A 19315-nucleotide genomic window follows, 5' to 3' on the forward strand; every position below is an offset into this window, starting at 1 on the left:
TTACTTCTCCTCGGTACGGGGGTGGGTGACGGCGGGCTCGTTGCCCCCGAGCAGCAGGTACAGGACGGCCATCCGGATGGACACTCCGTTTGCGACCTGCTCGACGACGGTGCAGCGGTCGGAGTCGGCGACCTCCGCGGTGATCTCCATGCCGCGGACCATGGGGCCGGGGTGCATCACGATGGCGTGCTCGGGCATCCGCGCCATACGTTCGCCGTCGAGGCCGTAGCGCCGGGAGTACTCACGCTCGGTCGGGAAGAACGCGGCGTTCATCCGCTCGCGCTGGACCCGCAGCATCATGACCGCGTCGGACTTGGGCAGCGTGCTGTCGAGGTCGTACGACACCTCGCAGGGCCAGTTCCCGACACCGACCGGCACCAGCGTGGGCGGCGCGACGAGGGTGACCTCGGCGCCCAGGGTGTGCAGCAGGTCGACGTTGGAGCGGGCGACGCGGCTGTGCAGGACGTCGCCGACGAGTGTGATGCGCTTGCCTTCGAGGTCCTGGCCGAGTCCGGCGTCCGGGCCGATCAGGCGGCGGCGCATGGTGAAGGCGTCGAGCAGCGCCTGCGTGGGGTGCTGGTGGGTGCCGTCGCCGGCGTTGACGACGGCCGCGTCGATCCAGCCGGAGTTGGCGAGGCGGTAGGGGGCTCCGGAGGCGCCGTGCCGGATGACGACGGCGTCGACACCCATGGCCTCCAGGGTCTGGGCGGTGTCCTTCAGGGACTCGCCCTTGGAGACGCTGGAGCCCTTGGCGGAGAAGTTGATGACGTCCGCGGACAGCCGCTTCTCGGCGGCCTCGAAGGAGATCCGGGTCCGGGTGGAGTCCTCGAAGAAGAGGTTGACGATCGTGCGGCCGCGCAGGGTCGGCAGCTTCTTGATCGGCCGGTCGGCGACCCGGGCCATCTCCTCGGCGGTGTCGAGGATCAGGACGGCGTCGTCGCGGGTGAGGTCGGCGGCCGAGATGAGATGACGCTGCATCTGTCAGGCTCCGTAAGGCAGTTCATTCGGGAGGTTCGGGGCAGACGGGCGCGCGGAGGCGCGCACTGAGCCGGCGTACGACGGCGGCGTACGCCGGGAGCGCTACCGGGGGGTCGGCTTGGCACCGAGCAGCACGGTGTCGCGACCGTCCTCCTCGGCGAGCTGGACCTTGACCGTCTCCCGCAACGACGTGGGGAGGTTCTTGCCGACGTAGTCGGCGCGGATGGGCAGTTCGCGGTGTCCGCGGTCGACGAGGACGGCGAGCTGCACCGCGCGCGGGCGCCCGAGGTCGTTGAGCGCGTCGAGGGCGGCGCGGATGGTGCGGCCGGAGAAGAGCACGTCGTCGACGAGGACGACGAGCTTGCCGTCGAGACCGTCACCGGGGATCTCGGTGCGGGCGAGCGCGCGCGGCGGGTGCATGCGCAGGTCGTCGCGGTACATGGTGATGTCGAGCGAGCCGCAGGGAACCTTGCGCTCGGTGATCTGCTCCAGCTTGTCCGCGATCCGCCGGGCGAGGAAGACGCCCCGGGTCGGAATGCCGAGGAGCACCACGTCGTCGGCGCCCTTGGCGCGTTCGACGATCTCGTGGGCGATGCGGGTCAGCACCCGCGCGATGTCGGGCCCTTCGAGAACGGGCCGGGCATCGGACTGCGTGTCGTGCGTGTCCATACGAAACGGACCTCCTTCTCCGCCTCACGGGACGGACCTTAAAGGACGTCGGGATTGCGCCATACACGGTAGCAGGTCCCCGTTGTCGCTCCGATGGCCCCCTCGGATCACCTACTTGGCCTAACGGAGCGCCGATATCACGGAAGAGTCGGTGCGGACCATTCGGCTTGACGCGGCAGAGTAACGCTGCGTAACCTCACAGTGAGTTACCAGCCGCGCGGCCTGGCACCCACGCCAGACGCGTCGACACAGTGCCGGGGAGCTATATGTCCAGCGAATACGCCAAACAGCTCGGGGCCAAGCTCCGGGCGATCCGCACCCAGCAGGGCCTTTCCCTCCACGGTGTCGAGGAGAAGTCCCAGGGACGCTGGAAGGCGGTCGTGGTCGGTTCGTACGAGCGCGGCGACCGTGCCGTGACCGTGCAGCGCCTTGCCGAGCTGGCGGATTTCTACGGCGTTCCGGTGCAGGAGCTGCTTCCGGGCACGACTCCGGGCGGGGCCGCCGAGCCGCCGCCGAAGCTGGTCCTGGACCTGGAGCGGCTGGCCACGGTGCCGGCCGAGAAGGCGGGCCCTCTTCAGCGCTACGCGGCCACGATCCAGTCGCAGCGCGGTGACTACAACGGCAAGGTGCTGTCGATCCGCCAGGACGACCTGCGCACCCTCGCCGTCATCTACGACCAGTCGCCGTCCGTCCTCACGGAACAGCTGATCAGCTGGGGTGTCCTGGACGCGGACGCGCGTCGCGCTGTGGCGTCCCACGAGGAGGCCTGACCCGCTCCGCGGGCCCAGCAGAAACGTGCCGCCGGGGTGGCCGAAACCGTATGGTTCTCGGCCACCCCGGCGGCGTTCTGAGGGCCTCGGCGCGCTCGGCCGTACGGGACGGCCTCGGAAGGCGCGGGAACGCCGGAGGGCCCGCAGCGGTCACGCTGCGGGCCCTCCGGCATGTGGTCTGTCAGACCTCGTCGCGGCGGAGCGAGGGCTTGAGTTCCTTCAGCCGGCCGAGCAGGCCGTTCACGAACGAGGGGGACTCGTCCGTGGAGAACTCCTTCGCCAGCTGCACCATCTCGTCGAGGACGACGGCGTCCGGCGTCGCATCGACCCAGATCAGCTCATAGGCGCCGAGCCGCAGGATGTTGCGGTCGACGACGGGCATCCGGTCCAGCGTCCAGCCGACGGAGTACTGCGCGATCAGCTCGTCGATGCGCTTCGCGTGCTCCGCGTAGCCCTCGACCAGCTCCATCGTGTACTCGCTGACCGGCGGCTGCCGGGTGTCCGCCCGGGACAGCCGGACCCAGTCCGCGAGGACGGTCAGCACCTCGGCGCCGCGCTGGTCCCCCTCGAAGAGGATCTGGAAGGCGCGCTTACGGGCCGTGTTGCGAGCAGCCACGGTTAGCTGTTCACCCGGCCGAGGTAGTCGCTGGTGCGGGTGTCGACCTTGATCTTCTCACCGGTGGTGATGAAGAGCGGCACGTTGATCTGGTGGCCGGTCTCCAGGATGGCGGGCTTGGTGCCGCCCGTGGAGCGGTCGCCCTGGACGCCCGGCTCGGTCTCCTGGATGACGAGCTCGACGGCGGCCGGCAGCTCGACGAAGAGCACCTCGCCCTCGTGCTGCGCGACGGTGGCGGTGAAGCCTTCGATCAGGAAGTTCGCGGCGTCGCCGACGGCCTTGCGGTCGACGTGCAGCTGGTCGTAGGTCTCCATGTCCATGAAGACGAAGTACTCGCCGTCCATGTAGGAGAACTGCATGTCGCGCTTGTCGACGGTGGCCGTTTCGACCTTGACGCCGGCGTTGAAGGTCTTGTCGACGACCTTGCCGGAGAGCACGTTCTTGAGCTTGGTGCGCACGAAGGCCGGGCCCTTGCCGGGCTTGACGTGCTGGAACTCGACGACGGACCAGAGCTGGCCGCCTTCGAGCTTGAGCACCATGCCGTTCTTGAGGTCGTTCGTGGAAGCCACGGTTGCGGAATCTCCTGGACTGACGTACGACCCCGGGGCACGCGCCTGCCTGGCTACAGGGCGAGCAGCTCCTTGGTCGTGATGGTGAGTAGCTCGGGTCCGCCGTCCGCCTCGGGGCGGACGACGAGCGTGTCATCGATCCGGACGCCGCCCCGGCCCGGGAGGTGAACCCCCGGTTCGACGGTGACCGGCACGCAAGCGTCCAGTTTACCCATGGCCGCGGGGCTCAATTGAGGGTCCTCGTCGATTTCGAGCCCCACGCCGTGTCCGGTCAGGGCCGTGAGGCCCTCCGTGTACCCCGCGGAGTCCAGGACCTGGCGTGCGGCGCGGTCGACGTCCCGGCATGCGGCGCCGGGTACCAGGCTCTCACGCCCGGCCCGCTGGGCTGCGAAGACCAGCTCGTACAGCTCGATCTGCCAGTCCGCGGGAGCGGTGCCGATGACGAAGGTGCGGCCGATCTCGCAGCGGTAGCCGCGGTACGCGGCACCGAGGCACACGGAGAGGAAGTCGCCCTCCTCCACCCGGCGGTCGGTGGGCCGGTGGCCGGGGCGGCCGGCGTTCGGCCCGGTGGCCACCGACGTCGGGAAGGCCGGCCCGTCCGCCCCGTGATCCACGAGCCGTCGCTCCAGTTCCAGGGCGAGGTGGCGCTCGGTGCGGCCCACGAGGATCGACTCCAGGAGCTCGCCGAGGGCCTGGTCGGCGATCTCGGCGCCGATGCGCAGACAGGAGATCTCCTCCTCGTCCTTGACGACCCTGAGCTGCTCGACGGCGCTGCCGAGGCCGGTGAGACGCAGCCGGGGGGCGACCGAGCCGAGGGCTCTGTGCCGGGCCACCGTGAGGTGGTGCTCCTCCACCGCGAGGGAGTCCGCGCCCTGACCCGCGGCGAGACCCGCGGCCGCGACGGCCGGGTCACCGCCGCCGACTCCGGGCAGGGTCTGTACGCGCAGGGCCTCGTCGGGGCGCTCCTGCGTGGGGCGGTCGGCCGTGGGTCCGGCACGGACGAGGAGGTCCTGCTCCTCGGTCCTGCCCAGGAGCAGAACGGCGCCGTGCGGGGCGGCGCCCGCGAGATAGCGCACGTTGGCGGGGCGGGAGACCAGCGCCGCCGCGCTGCCGCCCGCGTTGCAGTAATCCCTCAGACGCGTCCGGCGGGCCGCGTACACCTCTGACATGACCCGAGCGTATGAGCTCCGCCGGGTTGGCGCCGGTTGGGGGCGTCTGAGTGGGCGGTGGCGGATGTGTCCGGGTGGGTGGGGGCGCTGTCCGGGAGGCGTCGTGCCGCGCGGGGGCGTCTGAGTGGGCGGTGGCGGATGTGTCCGGGTGAGTGGGGGCGCTGTCCGGGAGGCGTCGTGCCGCGCGGGGTCGTCTGCCGTCCGGGGCTGTGTGGGGCTTGTCGCGCAGTTACCCGCGCCCCTGAGGGGCGCTCACCACTGGGGCGGGCTGGCGATGGAGCGGGACAGGACGTCGTTCAGGACCTGGGCCGTCTGCGGGATGTCGAGCTGGGAGTTGTCGATGATCGGCAGGCCCGAGCCGTACCAGCCCGCCATGCGGCCGTGGATGCGGGCCACCTCGTCGTCGGTGAGGCGGCGGTTGCCGGAGCGCTCGGCGTTGCGCTCCAGGACGATCTCCAGGCCCGGCAGGAGGACGACCGGCAGCAGGCCCGGCCCGACGTGGCGCTTCCAGCCGCCGAGGCCGACGACCGGACGGTCGGGGAAGACCGCGTCGTCGAGGATGCACGAGATGCCGTTGGCCAGGAAGTTCCGCGCGGCGAAGCCACACGTGCGGCGGGCCAGGCGGTACTGCGCCTCGGAGTTGTCGTTCCACCCGGACTGCGGGTCGGCGAAGCCGGAGCGGACCCATTCGCGCACGTCGTCGAGGCTGATGTGGGCCGTGGGAACCCGGCGGTGGTCCGCCCAGTACTTGGCGACGCTGGTCTTGCCCGCGCCCGCGGGCCCGATGAGCAGCACCGCGAGGGTCGTACCGGCGGGGTCGGGGACGGTCGCGGCGGGCGGGGCCATCGGCATGGCGACCGGGCCGCCGGGCGGCAGCGGCACGTGCCCGGTGGTCTCCGGCGTCGGCGGGACGGACGTCGCGGCCGGTCCCGGTCCGGGCGGGGGCGCCGGATATCCCGGTGCCGGGGGCGGCGGGGGCACGGGCACGGGGCCCTGGTGCGCGCCCGCGTTCGGCGGAACCGGGTGTTGTGCGGCCGGCGACCAGCCGGTGGCCGGTCCGTGCCCCGGCTGGTGGGGCGGCGGCAGCGGAGAACCCACTGCGTGCTGCATCCGGTGCCACTCCGTCTCGTACAGGCGATGGGCGCTGACAGCGGGGCGGAACCCGCTTGCTACCGAACGGTACCGCCCCCGGTCGTCGATGTGTGAACGGCCGGGGGCGGCCCGAAGTGCCCGGCTCCGTAAGGTGATTTCGGGCGGAAGGAACGACCGAGGACTTACTGCCCCACTTCGCCGTACGCGGCGAGCAGCACGGCCGGGTCGGGTCCCTCCAGGACGGTGGGCTTGGCCAGGCCGTCGAGGACGATGAAGCGCAGCAGGTTGCCGCGGGACTTCTTGTCGACCTTCATGGTCTCCAGCAGCTTGGGCCACTGGTCGTACCGGTAGTGCAGGGGCAGCCCGACCGCTTCGAGGATCGTGCGGTGGCGGTCGGCCGTGGCGTCGTCCAGCCGGCCTGCCAGGCGGCCCAGTTCGGCGGCGAAGTGCATGCCGACCGAGACCGCCGCACCGTGGCGCCACTTGTAGCGCTCGTTCTTCTCGATGGCGTGGCCGAGCGTGTGACCGTAGTTGAGGATCTCGCGCAGGCCCGACTCCTTCAGGTCGGACGACACGACGTCGGCCTTGACCCGGATGGAGCGCTCGATGAGCTCGGCGGTGTGCGGACCGGCCGGGGTGCGGGCGGCCTCGGTGTCGGACTCGATGAGGTCCAGGATGACCGGGTCGGCGATGAAACCGGCCTTGATGACCTCGGCGAGCCCGGAGACGTAGTCGTTGACCGGGAGGGAGTCCAGCGCGGCCAGGTCGCACAGGACACCGGCGGGCGGGTGGAAGGCGCCCACCAGGTTCTTGCCCTCGGCGGTGTTGATACCGGTCTTGCCGCCGACGGCCGCGTCCACCATGGCGAGCACGGTGGTCGGGATGGCGATCCAGCGCACTCCGCGCAGCCAGGTGGCGGCCACGAACCCGGCGAGGTCCGTGGTCGCGCCGCCGCCGACGCCGACGATGACGTCCGTGCGCGTGAAGCCGGACTGGCCCAGCGCCTTCCAGCAGTAGGCGGCGACCTCGGCGGTCTTGGCCTCCTCCGCGTTGGGCACCTGCACGGCGACCACTTCGTAGCCCTGCTCGGCCAGGTCGGCGCGCAGCGCGTCACCGGTCTCGGCCAGCGCCTCGGGGTGGACGATCGCGACCCGCTGGGCCTTCTCGCCGATCAGCCCGCCGAGTTCACCCAGCAGCTGCCGGCCCACGAGGACCTCGTACGGGTCGGTCCCCGCGGTGCCCCCGACCTGGATCCGCGTGACTGCCTCGCTCATGCTTCCTTCAACTCCAGTGCGTCCAGGGCCGCTTCGGTGACCTCTTCGGGCGTGCGGCCATCGGTGGCGACGACGGCCGTGGCGACCTCTTCGTACAGGTGGCGGCGGGCCTCCATCAGCTCGCGCCACTGCTTGCGCGGGTTGACCGCGAGCAGGGGCCGGGCCACGCCCAGGCCGGTGCGCTTGACCGCCTCCTCGACGTCCATCGACAGGTACGCCACCCGCTGCCCGGCGAGCAGGGCACGCGTGCCGGCGTCGAGGATCGCGCCGCCGCCCAGGGCCAGGATGCCGTCGTGCTCGGCGAGCGCCCGGTGCACCGCCTGCTTCTCGATCGCGCGGAAGGCGGACTCGCCCTCGTCGACGAAGATTTCGGCGATGGTCCGGCCCCGCGCGGCGACGATGTCGTCGTCGGTGTCCCGGTAGGAGACGCCGAGCCGCTCGGCCAGCAGTTGCCCGACGGTGGACTTGCCGACCCCCATCGGGCCGACCAGGACGACCAGCGGGCCGCTCATCGGATGGCGAGGTTGTCGAGGTACGACGTCACGTTGCGGCGGGTCTCGGTCACCGAGTCGCCGCCGAACTTCTCCGCCACCGCGTCCGCGAGCACCAGGGCCACCATGGCCTCGGCGACGATGCCGGCGGCCGGGACCGCGGAGACGTCGGAGCGCTGGTGGTGGGCCTGCGCGGCCTCACCGGTGGTGACGTCCACGGTCTGCAGGGCGCGCGGCACGGTGGCGATCGGCTTCATCGCGGCGCGGACGCGCAGCAGCTCACCGGTGGTCAGACCGCCCTCGGTGCCGCCGGAGCGGCCGGTGGTGCGCCGGATGCCGTCGTCGGTCTTCACGATCTCGTCGTGCGCCTTGGAGCCGGGCACCCGCGCGAGCTCGAAGCCGTCGCCGATCTCGACGCCCTTGATCGCCTGGATGCCCATGAGCGCACCGGCGAGCCGGGCGTCCAGCTTGCGGTCCCAGTGCACGTGCGAACCGAGGCCGACGGGCACGCCGTAGGCCAGGATCTCGACCACGCCGCCGAGGGTGTCGCCGTCCTTGTGGGCCTGGTCGATCTCGGCGACCATCGCCTTCGACGCGTCGGCGTCCAGGCAGCGCACGGGGTCCGCGTCCAGCTTCTCGACGTCGGCCGGGGTCGGGTAGACACCGCGCGGCGCCTTGGCGGCGGCCAGCTCCACGACGTGGCTGACGATCTCGACGCCGGTCGTCTCCTTGAGGTACGACCGGGCGACCGCGCCCAGCGCCACGCGAGCCGCGGTCTCACGTGCGGAGGCGCGCTCCAGGATCGGCCGGGCCTCGTCGAAGCCGTACTTCTGCATGCCCGCGAGGTCGGCGTGGCCGGGGCGCGGCCGGGTCAGCGGGGCGTTGCGGGCGAGCCCATCGAGGATCTCCGGGTCGACCGGGTCGGCCGCCATGACCTGTTCCCACTTCGGCCATTCGGTGTTGCCGACCATGACCGCGACCGGCGAGCCGAGGGTGAGGCCGTGCCGGACGCCGCCGAGGAAGGTGACCTCGTCCCGCTCGAACTTCATCCGGGCACCGCGTCCATAGCCCAGGCGCCGCCTCGCGAGATGGTCCGCCACCATGTCCGTGGTGATCGGCACGCCGGCGGGAAGGCCCTCCAGCGTCGCGACGAGTGCGGGACCGTGGGACTCCCCCGCGGTCAGCCAGCGCAACCTGCTCAACGGTGCTCCTCAGTGCTCGCGCTCTGGTACTGCCCTGCGTACGCGCCTCGTCGCGTACGGCGACGGCGTGACCGGGTGCGCGGCCCGGTCCACCATCTCCGATCCTCCCACGCCGGGGCCGTTCGCCCGGCGGCCGGTCCATCAAGCGGACGCGTTCGCGGACGGACCCTCGGCCTGACGCTGCGGCGCGTACGCTCCGAGGAAGTCGGCGCCGCTCGGCTGCTGCGCGGGCTGGGCCTGCTGCGGGGGCTGCGTCTGCTGCGGGGCGTACTGGCCCAGGTAGTCCGCACCGCGCCCCTGCCCGTACTGGGCCGCCGCGTGGACCGGCTGCCCGGTGCGGACGGCACGCCGGCGGGCGATCTTGCGCTTGATCTTGACGCCCCAGGACGCCACGACGGCGAGCACGATCAGGGCAAGCACCGTGATCTGCACCCAGTCGGGCAGGAATCCGAGCAGGGACTCGAATATCTGGGACTTGACTGATGCCTGGGACAGGCCTGCGGACATGACGGACGTTCCCCTCCCCTGTTCCGCCCCCTGCGGAACCGAGAGCGGATCCTATCGGTCGGCCAGTGCCCGCTCGCCCGCTTTTCGCATGGCGTCCAGGGGCGCCGGGGCCAGCCCCGTCATCTGCTCGACCTGAAGCACGGCCTGGTGCACCAGCAGGTCGAGACCGCTGACGACGGCACCGCCGTACGCCGACCAGCGCGCGGCGAGGTCGGTCGGCCAGGGGTCGTACAGGACGTCGAAGAGGGCCGCCGGGCGCTCCGGCACGGACCGGGCGAGGGCGTCGGTGACGCCGGCCGGCGTGGTGCTGATCACCAGCGGGGCGCGCAGGGCCTGCTCGGCGTCGGCCCAGTCGGCGATGCGGACGGAGACGTCGAGCCGCTCGGCCCACTGCCGCATCTCGGCGGCCCGGGCCTCGCTGCGCACGTACACGGCGATCTCACCCGGGCAGATCCGGGACAGCGCGGCCAGCGCGGAGGAGGCGGTGGCGCCGGCGCCGAGGACGGCGGCGGAGTCGACCTCGTCGATGCCGTGCTCGCGCAGGGCGGCGACCATGCCGGGGATATCGGTGTTGTCCCCGATCCGGCGTCCGTCCTCGGTGCGGACGACGGTGTTGACCGCGTCGACCGAGGCGGCGGTCTCGCTGATCTCGTCGAGCAGCGGGATCACGGCCCGCTTCAGCGGCATGGTCAGCGAGAGCCCGGCCCACTCTGCGCCGAGCGTCTCGAAGAACGCGGGCAGCCCGGCCTCGTCGACCTCGAACCGGTCGTACGTCCAGCCCTCCAGACCCAACTCCTGGTAGGCGGTGCGGTGCAGGACCGGGGAGAGGGAGTGTGCGATGGGGCTGCCGAGCACTCCGGCGCGGCGGGCGTCAGTTGCCCGAGCTGGCATCGAACTTGTCCTTCAACTTCAGGAACTGCGCATGAGTCTTGGCGAACTCGGTCTTGCTCACGCCGTCGGTCGCCACGAAGTAGATCCAGCCGTCCTTCGTGGGGTTCAGGGCCGCCTGCAACGCGACGTCCCCGGGGTTGTCGATCGGACCGGGCGGCAGGCCCTTGTTGGTGTACGTGTTGTACGGGTCCTTGTTGCTGTTGATCTCGGACTCGCTGATGTGAATGTTGCTCTCGTTCTTCAGGTAGTTGAAGGACGAGTCGAACTGGAGCAGTTGGTTGGTCTCCGTGTTGGTGGGCTTGAGGCGGTTGTAGACCACCTCGGCCATCTTCCGGAAGTCGTCGTGCGTCTTGCCTTCGGCCTGGACGAGGCTCGCGACCGTGATCAGCTGCCACGGGTTCTCGAGTCCGAGGCTCTCGGCCTTCTTCTCGACGCCGGCCTTCTTGTACGTCGCGGCGGCCCGAGCCACCATTTGCTTGAGCACGGCCTCGGGCTTCTGCCCCTTGGACACGCCATAGCTGGACGGGTAGAGGAATCCTTCGAGCGGATCCTTGACATCCGGATGGTTCAGCGCCCAGGCGGGCAGGCCCAGCTTCTTGTAGTCCTTCTCGGCGACCTTGGCGGTAGTGCCCCCCTTGACGCCCAGCCGCTTGTCGATGAGCCGGTAGATGTCGGCGTTGCGCTTGCCTTCCGCGATGATCAGGTTGTCGCGGCTCTTCGGACTGAGCATCAGTTCGACCGCACTTTCGGCCGACATTTGCTTCTGCAGCGTGTACACGCCGTCCTGGATGCTCTTGCCCTCGGGGTTGCTCTGCTGGGCCGCGACGAACGCGTCGACACTCTTGACGACCCCCGCGCTCTTCAGCACCTGACCGATCTTGTACCCGAGTGCTCCCTCGGGGATCTCGACCGTCACCTGCTGCCCGTTGCCCCCACCCGCGTAGTCCGGGGCGTCGCCGAAACGATCCTGGTAGAACTGGTAGCCGAAGTAGCTGACGCCGACCAGGCCGCCGCCGAGGATCGCGACGACCAGCAGGCAGGCCATGCCGTTGCGGCGCTTCTTCGGTTTGCCGCCGCCGCGCCCGCGCTTGTCCTCGCGCCCGCGGCGCTCCCCCGGCTCGTCGCCGTCGTCATCGTCGTCACCGCCCGCGAAGAAGGCGTGTTCGCCCTGGTCGGGGCCGGGATCCCAGTCGGTCGCCGGTTCCTGTGCGGGCTCCTGAGCGGGCTCGACCCCCCGCCGGCCGGGCGGCTCCGGGGGTGGATACGCGTCAGGCGTGCCGTAGTAGTCCTGCTGGCCCCCGCCGTACGAACCGGCCTGCTGCTGCCCGTACGGATCCCCCGGGTCGCCGGGGTACGAGACCTGCTGGTGGGGGTCGTTGACCCAGCCGCTGTTGTCGTACTGCTGCGGGTGGTAGCCCTGGGCCTGCTGATGTCCGTCCTGCTGCTGGTGGTAGCCCTGGGACTGCTGGTGTCCGGGGTCCTGCTGGCCGGGGTACTGCTGATGCCCGTGGGCCTGCGCCGCGTACTGCTGGTCGTACGGGTACTGCTGCTGCGCCTGGCCGTATCCGGCCTGGTCGCCGGTGCCCCAGTCGCCGTACTGCGGCTGCTGCGGCTGCTCTGGATAGTGCTGCGGCTGGCCGCCGTAGGGGGACTGCTGACCCTGATGGGCCTGCTGTCCGCCCCATCCGCCGTCCCCGTACAACGGGTCCTCCGGATGCCACGGTTCGGAGCCTGGGCCCCGGCCATACTCAGTCATCGATCCCCTAGAGCCGCGAGGCGGCGGTCGCGCGGCTTCCGGCTCGGCTCCCGTCCCGCCTCTTGCTGTGCGGCGGCTGTTCGAATGCCGTCGCATCGCGCGGAACGTTACCGTATCGCGATCAGATGACCACTTCGACGCCTTCGCCGGGTGCTTTACCTGACACCCGTTCGGATTCGAGGGCCTGTTGCAGGATGACGACCGCCGCTGCCTGGTCGATGACGGACCGGCCCTTCTTGGATTTCACGCCCGAGGCGCGCAGTCCCTGACTGGCCGTCACCGTCGTCATGCGTTCGTCGACGAGTCTCACCGGAATCGGGGAGATCATGCGGGCCAGTTCCTGGGTGAAGCCCCGGACCTTGACCGCGGCCGGGCCCTCGCCCCCCTTGAGGGAGCGCGGGAGGCCGACCACGACCTCCAGGGGCTCGTACTCCTCGACGAGTTGCTTCAACCGTCGCTGGGCTGCGGGGATGTCACGCCCCGGGACCGTCTCCACCGGGGTGGCGAGGATCCCGTCGGGGTCGCACGAGGCGACCCCGATGCGGGCGTCCCCGACGTCGATCGCGAGTCGACGTCCTCTGCGCATGCTTTTCCGACCCGTCTCTTACTTGGCGGTCTCGGTGACCAGGCGCTCCACGGCGTCCACGGCGTCACCGATGGCGGCCGGGTTCTGGCCGCCGCCCTGGGCGACGTCCGGCTTGCCGCCACCGCCGCCGCCGAGGGTCTTGGCAGCCGTGCGGACCAGGTCGCCGGCCTTCAGGCCACGCTCGCGAGCGGCCTCGTTGGTGGCGATGACCGTCAGCGGCTTGCCGTTCGCCACGGTGAAGAGGGCGACGACGGCGGCCCGTCCGCCCTGGATCCGCCCGCGCACGTCGAGGACGAGCTTGCGCAGGTCGTCGGCTGTGGTGCCGTCCGGGACCTGGCCCGTCACGACAGCGATGCCACGGATGTCCTTGGCGGACTCGGCGAGACCGCCGGCGGCCTGGAGGACCTTCTCGGCGCGGAACTTCTCGATCTCCTTCTCGGCATCCTTCAGCTTGCCGAGCATGGCGGAGACCTTCTCCGGGAGCTCCTCCGGGCGGCCCTTGATCAGCTCCTGGAGCTGGGCGACGACCGTGTGCTCCCGGGCGAGGAAGTTGTAGGCGTCCACGCCGACCAGGGCCTCGATGCGGCGCACACCGGAGCCGATGGAGGACTCGCCGAGCAGCTTCACCAGGCCGAGCTGGGCGGTGTTGTGCACGTGCGTGCCGCCGCACAGCTCCTTGGAGAAGTCGCCGATGGTCACGACGCGCACGCGCTCGCCGTACTTCTCGCCGAACTCGGCGATGGCGCCCTGCTTCTTGGCCTCGTCGATGCCCATGACGTCGGCACGGACGTCCAGGTCGCGGGCGAGCACCTCGTTGATCTTCTGCTCGACGTCGGTCATCACGGCCGTCGGGACGGCGGACGGGGAACCGAAGTCGAAGCGGAAGCGGCCGGGCTGGTTCTCGGAACCGGCCTGGGCGGCCGTCGGGCCGAGGGCGTCGCGCAGGGCCTGGTGGGTCAGGTGGGTGGCCGAGTGGGCACGGGCGATGGCTTTGCGGCGGCGGTCGTCGATCGAGGCGTGGGCCTTGGCGCCGACGGTGACCTCGCCGACCTGGACGACGCCCTTGTGGACGTACACGCCCGGGACCGGCTTCTGGCAGTCGCGGATCTCGATGACGGCACCGGAGTCGACCTTGATCTTGCCGGTGTCGCCGATCTGGCCGCCGCCCTCGGCGTAGAACGGGGTGCGGTCGAGGACGATCTCGACCTCGTCGCCCTCGGTGGCGGCCGGGGAGGAGGCGCCGTCGACGAGGATGCCGACGATCGTCGACTCGCTCTCGGTGTCGGTGTAGCCGATGAAGTCCGTGGCACCGGCCTGGTCGGCGATCTCGCGGTAGGCGCCGGCACCGGCGTGCCCGGTCTTCTTGGCCTGGGCGTCGGCCTTGGCGCGCTCCCGCTGCTCCTTCATCAGGCGGCGGAAGCCGTCCTCGTCCACGGAGAGGCCCTGCTCGGCGGCCATCTCCAGGGTGAGGTCGATCGGGAAGCCCCAGGTGTCGTGGAGCAGGAAGGCCTTGTCGCCGGGCAGGACGGTGCCGCCGGAGGCCTTGGTGTCGGTGACGGCCGTGTCGAGGATGTTGGTGCCGGCCTTCAGCGTCTTGAGGAAGGCGTTCTCCTCGGCGAGGGCGACCTTCTCGATGCGCTCGCGGTCGGTGATGAGCTCGGGGTACTGCTGGCCCATCATCTCGATCACGGTGTCGATCAGGTCCTTCACGACCGGACCGGTGGCACCGAGCAGGCGCATGTTGCGGATGGCGCGGCGCATGATGCGGCGCAGCACGTAGCCGCGGCCCTCGTTGCCGGGGGTGACGCCGTCTCCGATGAGCATCACGGAGGTGCGCATGTGGTCGGTGACCACGCGCAGGGAGACGTCCGAGCCGTGGGCGTCGCCGTAGCGGACGCCGGTCAGCTCGGTGGCCTTGTTGATGACGGCCATCGAGGTGTCGATCTCGTACATGTTCTGCACGCCCTGCAGAATCATGGCGAGGCGTTCGAGACCGAGGCCGGTGTCGATGTTCTTGCTGGGCAGGTCGCCGAGGATCTCGAAGTTGTCCTTGCCGATGCCCTCACCCCGCTCGTACTGCATGAAGACGAGGTTCCAGATCTCCACGTACCGCTCGTCGTTGACGGCGGGACCGCCCTCGGCACCGAACTCCGGGCCACGGTCGTAGTTGATCTCGGAGCAGGGCCCGCAGGGGCCGGGGACGCCCATCGACCAGTAGTTGTCCTTCATGCCGAGGCGCTGGATGCGCTCCTTCGGCACACCGACGACGTCGTGCCAGATGCGCTCGGCCTCGTCGTCGTCCTTGTAGACGGTGATCCACAGGCGCTCGGGGTCGAGGCCGTAACCGCCCTTGTCCTGGGCGCTGGTGAGCAGCTCCCAGGCGAGCTTGATGGCGCCTTCCTTGAAGTAGTCGCCGAAGGAGAAGTTGCCGCACATCTGGAAGAACGTGCCGTGCCGGGTGGTCTTGCCGACCTCTTCGATGTCCGGCGTGCGCACGCACTTCTGCACGCTGGTGGCGCGGTCGAAGGGCGGCTTGACCTCACCCAGGAAGTAGGGCTTGAAGGGCACCATGCCGGCCGGGACGAGGAGCAGAGTCGGGTCGTCCGCGATGAGCGACGCCGAAGGGACGACGGTGTGACCGCGCTCCTCGAAGAAGCTCAACCAGCGGCGACGAATCTCAGCCGACTCCATCAGTGGTCCTCATTCCGGTTGTACGGGTACGTCTGGTACGCCGAACCCTCGACGTACTTGGGGTTGTTGCGGTTCTCGATGGCGGCGAACCGCCGGGGCCCGGGCAGCTCGGGATTCTCGTTGATCCCGAGGGCGTCGCCCAGTTCGGCCTCCCGCGCGGCCATGTTGTCCCGGACGTCGAGCGCGAAGCCGACCGCGCGGTCCTTGATGCGGTGACCGGCCTCGATCGCCTTGTTGCCGGCGGTTCTGGCGAGGCTCTCGGGGGTCAGCTGCTTCAGCTTGCGATTGACCTTGGTGGTGGCCCACACACCGGCGGCGACGCCCGTGGTGAACCAGAAGGTGCGGCGGAACATCGCTGGCTCTCAGTCCCTCTTCCCTCGGGCGCTGCGCCGGGTGACCGTGCGGCCCACGATCACGGTACGCCTGGACGCCTTGGCGGGCACGTCCTCCTTGCGGCCGCCGAGGGCCCGGCGTACGCCGTAGCCGAAGGCCGCGACCTTGACCAGGGGGCCGCCGAAGGTGGAGGCCACGGTGGTCGACAGCGCCGAGGCGTTCGACGTGACCTCCTGGACGTCGGAGGCGATCGAGTCGACCCGGTCGATCTGCGTCTGCGCGGAGCGCACCGCCGCGGAGGCGTCGGCCAGCAGCGGGACGGCCTGGTCGGTCACATCCGCCACGAGCTTGGTGGTCGCCTTGAGCGTCTGGGCCACCCTCGCCAGCGCGACGGCGAGGAAGGAGACCAGGATCGCCCAGAAGACGGCCACCAGGATCCCGGCAACCTCTCCACCGGACACTGTGTGCACCCGCTCCCTGAAACGTGCCTGAACATCAAAAAGTCGTGCGACGAGCCTATCGCGCCGGAGGTTGCGCTCCGTACCGGTTTCCCGCGCGGGAGCAGGGGAATCGCGAAAGCCCGCCGCCTCGCCCACCGGACAGGTGGGGAGGCGGCGGGCTGAATACCGCGTGCCTGCCGAGGATCAGCGGGCGTAGTACTCGACGACGAGCTGCTCGTCGCAGATCACCGGGATCTCCTTGCGGTTCGGCTCGCGGTCCAGGCGGAACGCCAGGGACTTGAGGTTCACCTGGAGGTAGCGCGGGATCTCACCGTCGGGGGCGAAGCCACCCTCACGGGCGATCGTGAAGAGGGTCTTCTCCTTGGAGCGCTCGCGGACCTGCACGACGTCGTCCGGACGGACACGGAAGGAGGGCTTGTCGACCTTCTTGCCGTTGACCGCGATGTGGCCGTGGACGACCATCTGGCGGGCCTGGTAGATCGTGCGGGCGATGCCCGAACGCAGAACCAGGGCGTCGAGACGGCGCTCCAGCTCGATGATCAGGGCCTCACCGGTCTTGCCCTGGACCTTGGAGGCACGCTCGTAGGCGCGGACGAGCTGACGCTCGGACACGTCGTACTGCGCGCGCAGACGCTGCTTCTCGAGCAGACGGACCTTGTAGTCCGAGTTCTGCTTGCGGCCACGGCCGTGCTCACCCGGCGGGTAGGGGCGGGCCTCGAAGTACTTGACGGCCTTCGGGGTCAGCGCGATGCCGAGGGCACGCGACTTCTTGACCTTGGGGCGGGACTGGTTCGCCACTGTCTTTTTCTCTTTCCTGGTTTCCGGCTTGTCAGGGTTGAGGGAGGTCGCATCCGCAGCCGGGGAAACCCTCCTCGGTCCTGGTGGACCCCGGTGGGCAGCCGCTCCCCTGGTCTGGGCACATACGTGCAGCACGCGAGTGGCCCACCGACCGGTTCCGTCGTGCGACGGATGGTGGTGGGCTGCCCGCGACACCGTTCGACGGTGCGCGACGCTCCTGGAGCCGGCCCGGGGACCGGGCTCCGGCCGACTGTCCCGTTCTGACTGCACGGGACGCGGCACTCCGGACGAGTTTACAGGGTGCTCAGGACCGCTTTCGACCGAGGTTCTTCCGGGTCCACTCCACCGCGTCCGCGTAGCGGGCCTCCGCGCCGTGCCGGGTCGGCGCGTAGTACTCGCGGTCCTTCAGTTCGTCGGGGGCGTACTGCTGGGCCGCGATGCCCTCGGGCAGGTCGTGAGGGTAGACGTAGCCCTGGCCGTGGCCGAGCTTGGTCGCGCCCTTGTAGTGGCTGTCGCGCAGGTGCGCGGGGACGGGCCCGGCCAGGCCTCTGCGGACGTCCTCCAGGGCGGCGCCGATCGCGGTGGTCGCGGCGTTGGACTTGGGTGCCAGGGCGAGGGCGATCGTGGCGTGGCTGAGGGTGAGGGCGGCCTCGGGGAAGCCGATCATGGCGACGGCCTGGGCGGCGGCGACCGCCGTCTGCAGTGCGGTCGGATCGGCCAGGCCGATGTCCTCGCTGGCGGAGATCATCAGGCGCCGGGCGATGAAGCGGGGGTCCTCGCCGGCCTCGATCATCCGGGCCAGGTAGTGCAGGGCCGCGTCGACGTCGGAGCCGCGGATGGATTTGATCAGGGCGCTGGCCACGTCGTAGTGCTGGTCGCCGTCCCGGTCGTACTTCACGGCGGCCCGGTCGACCGTCTCCTCCAGGGTGGTCAGGCCGATCTCCGCCTCGCCCTTGTCGAGGGCGGCTCCGGCGGCCGCTTCCAGGGCGGTCAGGGCGCGGCGGGCGTCGCCGCCGGCGATGCGCAGGAGGTGGCTCTCGGTCTCCTCGGGGAGGGTGACGGCGCCCCCCAGGCCGCGCTCGTCGGTGAGGGCGCGCCGGATGAGGCTCCTGATGTCCTCGTCCGTGAGCGGTTCGAGGGTGAGCAGCAGCGAGCGGGACAGCAGGGGCAAGATGACCGAGAAGTAGGGGTTCTCCGTCGTCGCCGCGATGAGCGTCACCCAGCGGTTCTCGACGGCCGGGAGCAGGGAGTCCTGCTGGGCCTTGCTGAAGCGGTGGATCTCGTCGAGGAAGAGGACGGTCTCCTTGCCGTACCCGCCGGAGGCGCGGCGGGCGCCGTCGATGACCGCGCGGACCTCCTTGACACCCGCGGTGATCGCGGACAGCTCCACGAAGCGGGCGTCGGTCGCCTTGGACACGACGTAGGCCAGGGTGGTCTTGCCGGTGCCGGGCGGGCCCCAGAGGAGGACCGAGGAGGGGCCGGCCGGGCCGGAGGCCTCCCCGACCAGTCTGCGCAGGGGCGAGCCCGGCTTCAGCAGATGCTGCTGGCCCACGACCTCGTCGAGGGTGCGCGGGCGCATCCGCACCGCCAGGGGGCTGCTGGACAGCTCCTTCTCCTGGCGTTCTTCGGCTGCGGCGGTGAACAGGTCGGGCTCCACGTCAGAAACCCTAAATCACGGCACTGACAATCCGGCCGGGCCCCGCAACCGGGGGCTCAGCTGAGCCAGAAGTCCCACCAGCGGGTCAGGATCAGCATGCCGATGATGCCGATGTGCAGCACGGGCATGACCCACGTGAACTCGTCGAAGAAGTTCTTGAGCCAGCTCGGGGCGGGCAGGAAGCCCTTGCGGATGTTGAACGACGTCACGTACCAGAACATCAGGATCGTGGCGACCCAGGCCAGGCTGCACCACAGGCAGAGCGCGTTGATCCGGTACAGGGACTGGAACATCAGCCAGGCGCAGAAGCTCACGCCGAAGAGGCAGCCGGCGTTGAAGGTGAGCCAGTACCAGCGCGGGAAGCGGGCGCGGGCGAGCAGGCTCATGCCGACGCCGATGACGATGGCGTAGGCGACGAGGCCGAGCATCGGGTTCGGGAAGCCGAAGACCGCGGCCTGCTTGCTCTCCATGACGCTGCCGCAGGAGACAACGGGGTTGAGACTGCAGCCGGGCGTGAACGTCGTGCCCGCGACCTTGGCTTCGAGGACCTTGAACTTGTCGATCGTGATGACCCACGCGGCGAGCAGTCCGGCCGCGCCGGTGATCACCAGCAGCAGGGCCAGGGCCCGGCTGCCGCCCTCCGCGCGGGGCGCGATCTCGGCGCGCTCCGGCTCGGACTCCGTGGAGGCGTCCCTGACTGTCGTCTTGCTCATCACGCCGATTCCGTCACTTGAGACCTGAACATCTTCGGGCAGGGCCATTGTGCCGCACCGGTGCCCGTGTCCACCGTTCAGTGGACATAAGG

The 19315-nt window shown here is 70.3% G+C and carries 20 protein-coding genes; 1 reads left to right on the forward strand and 19 read right to left on the reverse strand.

The features are described 5' to 3' along the window. Together A4E84_RS07285 and pyrR are read right to left on the reverse strand one after the other, a co-directional pair. On the reverse strand, positions 1-978 hold the full coding sequence (locus A4E84_RS07285) for an aspartate carbamoyltransferase catalytic subunit (protein WP_062925756.1): 978 nt from the start codon (positions 976-978) through the stop codon (positions 1-3). Positions 979-1080: 102 nt separating this feature from the next. Then, positions 1081-1647, reverse strand: coding sequence for a bifunctional pyr operon transcriptional regulator/uracil phosphoribosyltransferase PyrR (pyrR, locus tag A4E84_RS07290; protein WP_062925757.1), 567 nt, complete (start codon positions 1645-1647; stop codon positions 1081-1083). Positions 1648-1913: 266 nt separating this feature from the next. Here pyrR and bldD point away from each other — a divergent pair, with 266 nt between their 5' ends. Next, complete coding sequence (gene bldD, locus A4E84_RS07295) at positions 1914-2417, forward strand: transcriptional regulator BldD (RefSeq protein ID WP_018570201.1); 504 nt, start codon at positions 1914-1916, stop codon at positions 2415-2417. A gap of 181 nt (positions 2418-2598) precedes the next feature. On the opposite strand, the gene nusB is transcribed toward bldD, so the two are convergent. The 17 genes from nusB to A4E84_RS07380 form a co-directional block, all read right to left on the reverse strand. Further along, a complete protein-coding gene (gene nusB, locus A4E84_RS07300) occupies positions 2599-3033 on the reverse strand; it encodes a transcription antitermination factor NusB (protein ID WP_031138968.1) in 435 nt (144 codons plus the stop codon). A 2-nt stretch (positions 3034-3035) separates the two neighbouring features. After that, positions 3036-3602, reverse strand: coding sequence for an elongation factor P (efp, locus tag A4E84_RS07305; RefSeq protein ID WP_031138970.1), 567 nt, complete (start codon positions 3600-3602; stop codon positions 3036-3038). Between the two features lie 53 nt (positions 3603-3655). Then, positions 3656-4771 (reverse strand): aminopeptidase P family protein, encoded by a 1116-nt coding sequence (locus tag A4E84_RS07310; protein ID WP_062925758.1) that lies wholly within the window; start codon positions 4769-4771, stop codon positions 3656-3658. A gap of 252 nt (positions 4772-5023) precedes the next feature. After that, on the reverse strand, positions 5024-5881 hold the full coding sequence (locus A4E84_RS07315) for a Pro-rich N-terminal domain-containing protein (RefSeq protein WP_079128890.1): 858 nt from the start codon (positions 5879-5881) through the stop codon (positions 5024-5026). A gap of 164 nt (positions 5882-6045) precedes the next feature. Further along, entirely contained in the window at positions 6046-7137 is a 1092-nt protein-coding gene (aroB, locus tag A4E84_RS07320; RefSeq protein ID WP_062925760.1) for a 3-dehydroquinate synthase, read from the reverse strand. Further along, positions 7134-7649 (reverse strand): shikimate kinase, encoded by a 516-nt coding sequence (locus A4E84_RS07325; RefSeq protein ID WP_062925761.1) that lies wholly within the window; start codon positions 7647-7649, stop codon positions 7134-7136. Before A4E84_RS07325 ends, aroB begins: the two co-directional genes overlap by 4 nt. Continuing rightward, the gene (gene aroC, locus A4E84_RS07330) at positions 7646-8830 is read right to left on the reverse strand and encodes a chorismate synthase (protein WP_062925762.1); all 1185 of its coding nucleotides are present in this window, start codon (positions 8828-8830) and stop codon (positions 7646-7648) included. The genes A4E84_RS07325 and aroC overlap by 4 nt, the downstream gene beginning before the upstream one ends. Positions 8831-8971: 141 nt before the next feature. Beyond that, positions 8972-9337: a hypothetical protein gene (locus A4E84_RS07335; RefSeq protein WP_062925763.1), complete on the reverse strand. Its 366-nt coding sequence runs from the start codon at positions 9335-9337 to the stop codon at positions 8972-8974. Positions 9338-9388: 51 nt separating this feature from the next. Beyond that, positions 9389-10228, reverse strand: a complete 840-nt coding sequence (locus tag A4E84_RS07340) for a shikimate dehydrogenase (RefSeq protein ID WP_062925764.1) — start codon at positions 10226-10228, stop codon at positions 9389-9391. Beyond that, positions 10209-11984 carry an endolytic transglycosylase MltG gene (gene mltG / locus A4E84_RS07345; RefSeq protein ID WP_062925765.1) on the reverse strand — a complete coding sequence of 592 codons (1776 nt, stop codon included), beginning with the start codon at positions 11982-11984 and terminating at the stop codon, positions 10209-10211. The genes A4E84_RS07340 and mltG overlap by 20 nt, the downstream gene beginning before the upstream one ends. Before the next feature lie 121 nt (positions 11985-12105). Further along, positions 12106-12570 (reverse strand): Holliday junction resolvase RuvX, encoded by a 465-nt coding sequence (gene ruvX / locus A4E84_RS07350; RefSeq protein ID WP_033309656.1) that lies wholly within the window; start codon positions 12568-12570, stop codon positions 12106-12108. Positions 12571-12588: 18 nt separating this feature from the next. Further along, the gene (gene alaS, locus A4E84_RS07355; RefSeq protein WP_062925766.1) at positions 12589-15261 is read right to left on the reverse strand and encodes an alanine--tRNA ligase; all 2673 of its coding nucleotides are present in this window, start codon (positions 15259-15261) and stop codon (positions 12589-12591) included. Further along, the gene (locus A4E84_RS07360) at positions 15261-15614 is read right to left on the reverse strand and encodes a hypothetical protein (RefSeq protein WP_062925767.1); all 354 of its coding nucleotides are present in this window, start codon (positions 15612-15614) and stop codon (positions 15261-15263) included. Before A4E84_RS07360 ends, alaS begins: the two co-directional genes overlap by 1 nt. A gap of 9 nt (positions 15615-15623) precedes the next feature. Continuing rightward, the gene (locus A4E84_RS07365; protein ID WP_079128891.1) at positions 15624-16064 is read right to left on the reverse strand and encodes a DUF948 domain-containing protein; all 441 of its coding nucleotides are present in this window, start codon (positions 16062-16064) and stop codon (positions 15624-15626) included. Positions 16065-16238: 174 nt separating this feature from the next. Beyond that, positions 16239-16853: a 30S ribosomal protein S4 gene (rpsD, locus tag A4E84_RS07370; protein ID WP_062925769.1), complete on the reverse strand. Its 615-nt coding sequence runs from the start codon at positions 16851-16853 to the stop codon at positions 16239-16241. A 304-nt stretch (positions 16854-17157) separates the two neighbouring features. Continuing rightward, positions 17158-18510: a replication-associated recombination protein A gene (locus tag A4E84_RS07375; RefSeq protein WP_062925770.1), complete on the reverse strand. Its 1353-nt coding sequence runs from the start codon at positions 18508-18510 to the stop codon at positions 17158-17160. Between the two features lie 56 nt (positions 18511-18566). Then, a complete protein-coding gene (locus A4E84_RS07380) occupies positions 18567-19223 on the reverse strand; it encodes a vitamin K epoxide reductase family protein (RefSeq protein WP_062925771.1) in 657 nt (218 codons plus the stop codon). Between the last annotated feature and the right edge of the window lie 92 nt (positions 19224-19315).

Origin of the sequence: Streptomyces qaidamensis (assembly GCF_001611795.1) — a bacterium.
Taxonomy (GTDB): domain Bacteria; phylum Actinomycetota; class Actinomycetes; order Streptomycetales; family Streptomycetaceae; genus Streptomyces; species Streptomyces qaidamensis.

What these genes read in the sequence shown, in the direction of transcription:
- A4E84_RS07335 (WP_062925763.1), bottom strand. Translation starts at nt 9,337, where the DNA reads ATGTCCGCAGGCCTGTCCCAGGCATCAGTCAAGTCCCAGATATTCGAG.
- A4E84_RS07340 (WP_062925764.1), bottom strand. Translation starts at nt 10,228, where the DNA reads ATGCCAGCTCGGGCAACTGACGCCCGCCGCGCCGGAGTGCTCGGCAGC.
- A4E84_RS07285 (WP_062925756.1), bottom strand. Translation starts at nt 978, where the DNA reads ATGCAGCGTCATCTCATCTCGGCCGCCGACCTCACCCGCGACGACGCC.
- A4E84_RS07380 (WP_062925771.1), bottom strand. Translation starts at nt 19,223, where the DNA reads ATGAGCAAGACGACAGTCAGGGACGCCTCCACGGAGTCCGAGCCGGAG.
- A4E84_RS07360 (WP_062925767.1), bottom strand. Translation starts at nt 15,614, where the DNA reads ATGTTCCGCCGCACCTTCTGGTTCACCACGGGCGTCGCCGCCGGTGTG.
- A4E84_RS07310 (WP_062925758.1), bottom strand. Translation starts at nt 4,771, where the DNA reads ATGTCAGAGGTGTACGCGGCCCGCCGGACGCGTCTGAGGGATTACTGC.
- A4E84_RS07315 (WP_079128890.1), bottom strand. Translation starts at nt 5,881, where the DNA reads ATGCAGCACGCAGTGGGTTCTCCGCTGCCGCCGCCCCACCAGCCGGGG.
- ruvX (WP_033309656.1), bottom strand. Translation starts at nt 12,570, where the DNA reads ATGCGCAGAGGACGTCGACTCGCGATCGACGTCGGGGACGCCCGCATC.
- aroB (WP_062925760.1), bottom strand. Translation starts at nt 7,137, where the DNA reads ATGAGCGAGGCAGTCACGCGGATCCAGGTCGGGGGCACCGCGGGGACC.
- alaS (WP_062925766.1), bottom strand. Translation starts at nt 15,261, where the DNA reads ATGGAGTCGGCTGAGATTCGTCGCCGCTGGTTGAGCTTCTTCGAGGAG.
- A4E84_RS07325 (WP_062925761.1), bottom strand. Translation starts at nt 7,649, where the DNA reads ATGAGCGGCCCGCTGGTCGTCCTGGTCGGCCCGATGGGGGTCGGCAAG.
- bldD (WP_018570201.1), top strand. Translation starts at nt 1,914, where the DNA reads ATGTCCAGCGAATACGCCAAACAGCTCGGGGCCAAGCTCCGGGCGATC.
- pyrR (WP_062925757.1), bottom strand. Translation starts at nt 1,647, where the DNA reads ATGGACACGCACGACACGCAGTCCGATGCCCGGCCCGTTCTCGAAGGG.
- mltG (WP_062925765.1), bottom strand. Translation starts at nt 11,984, where the DNA reads ATGACTGAGTATGGCCGGGGCCCAGGCTCCGAACCGTGGCATCCGGAG.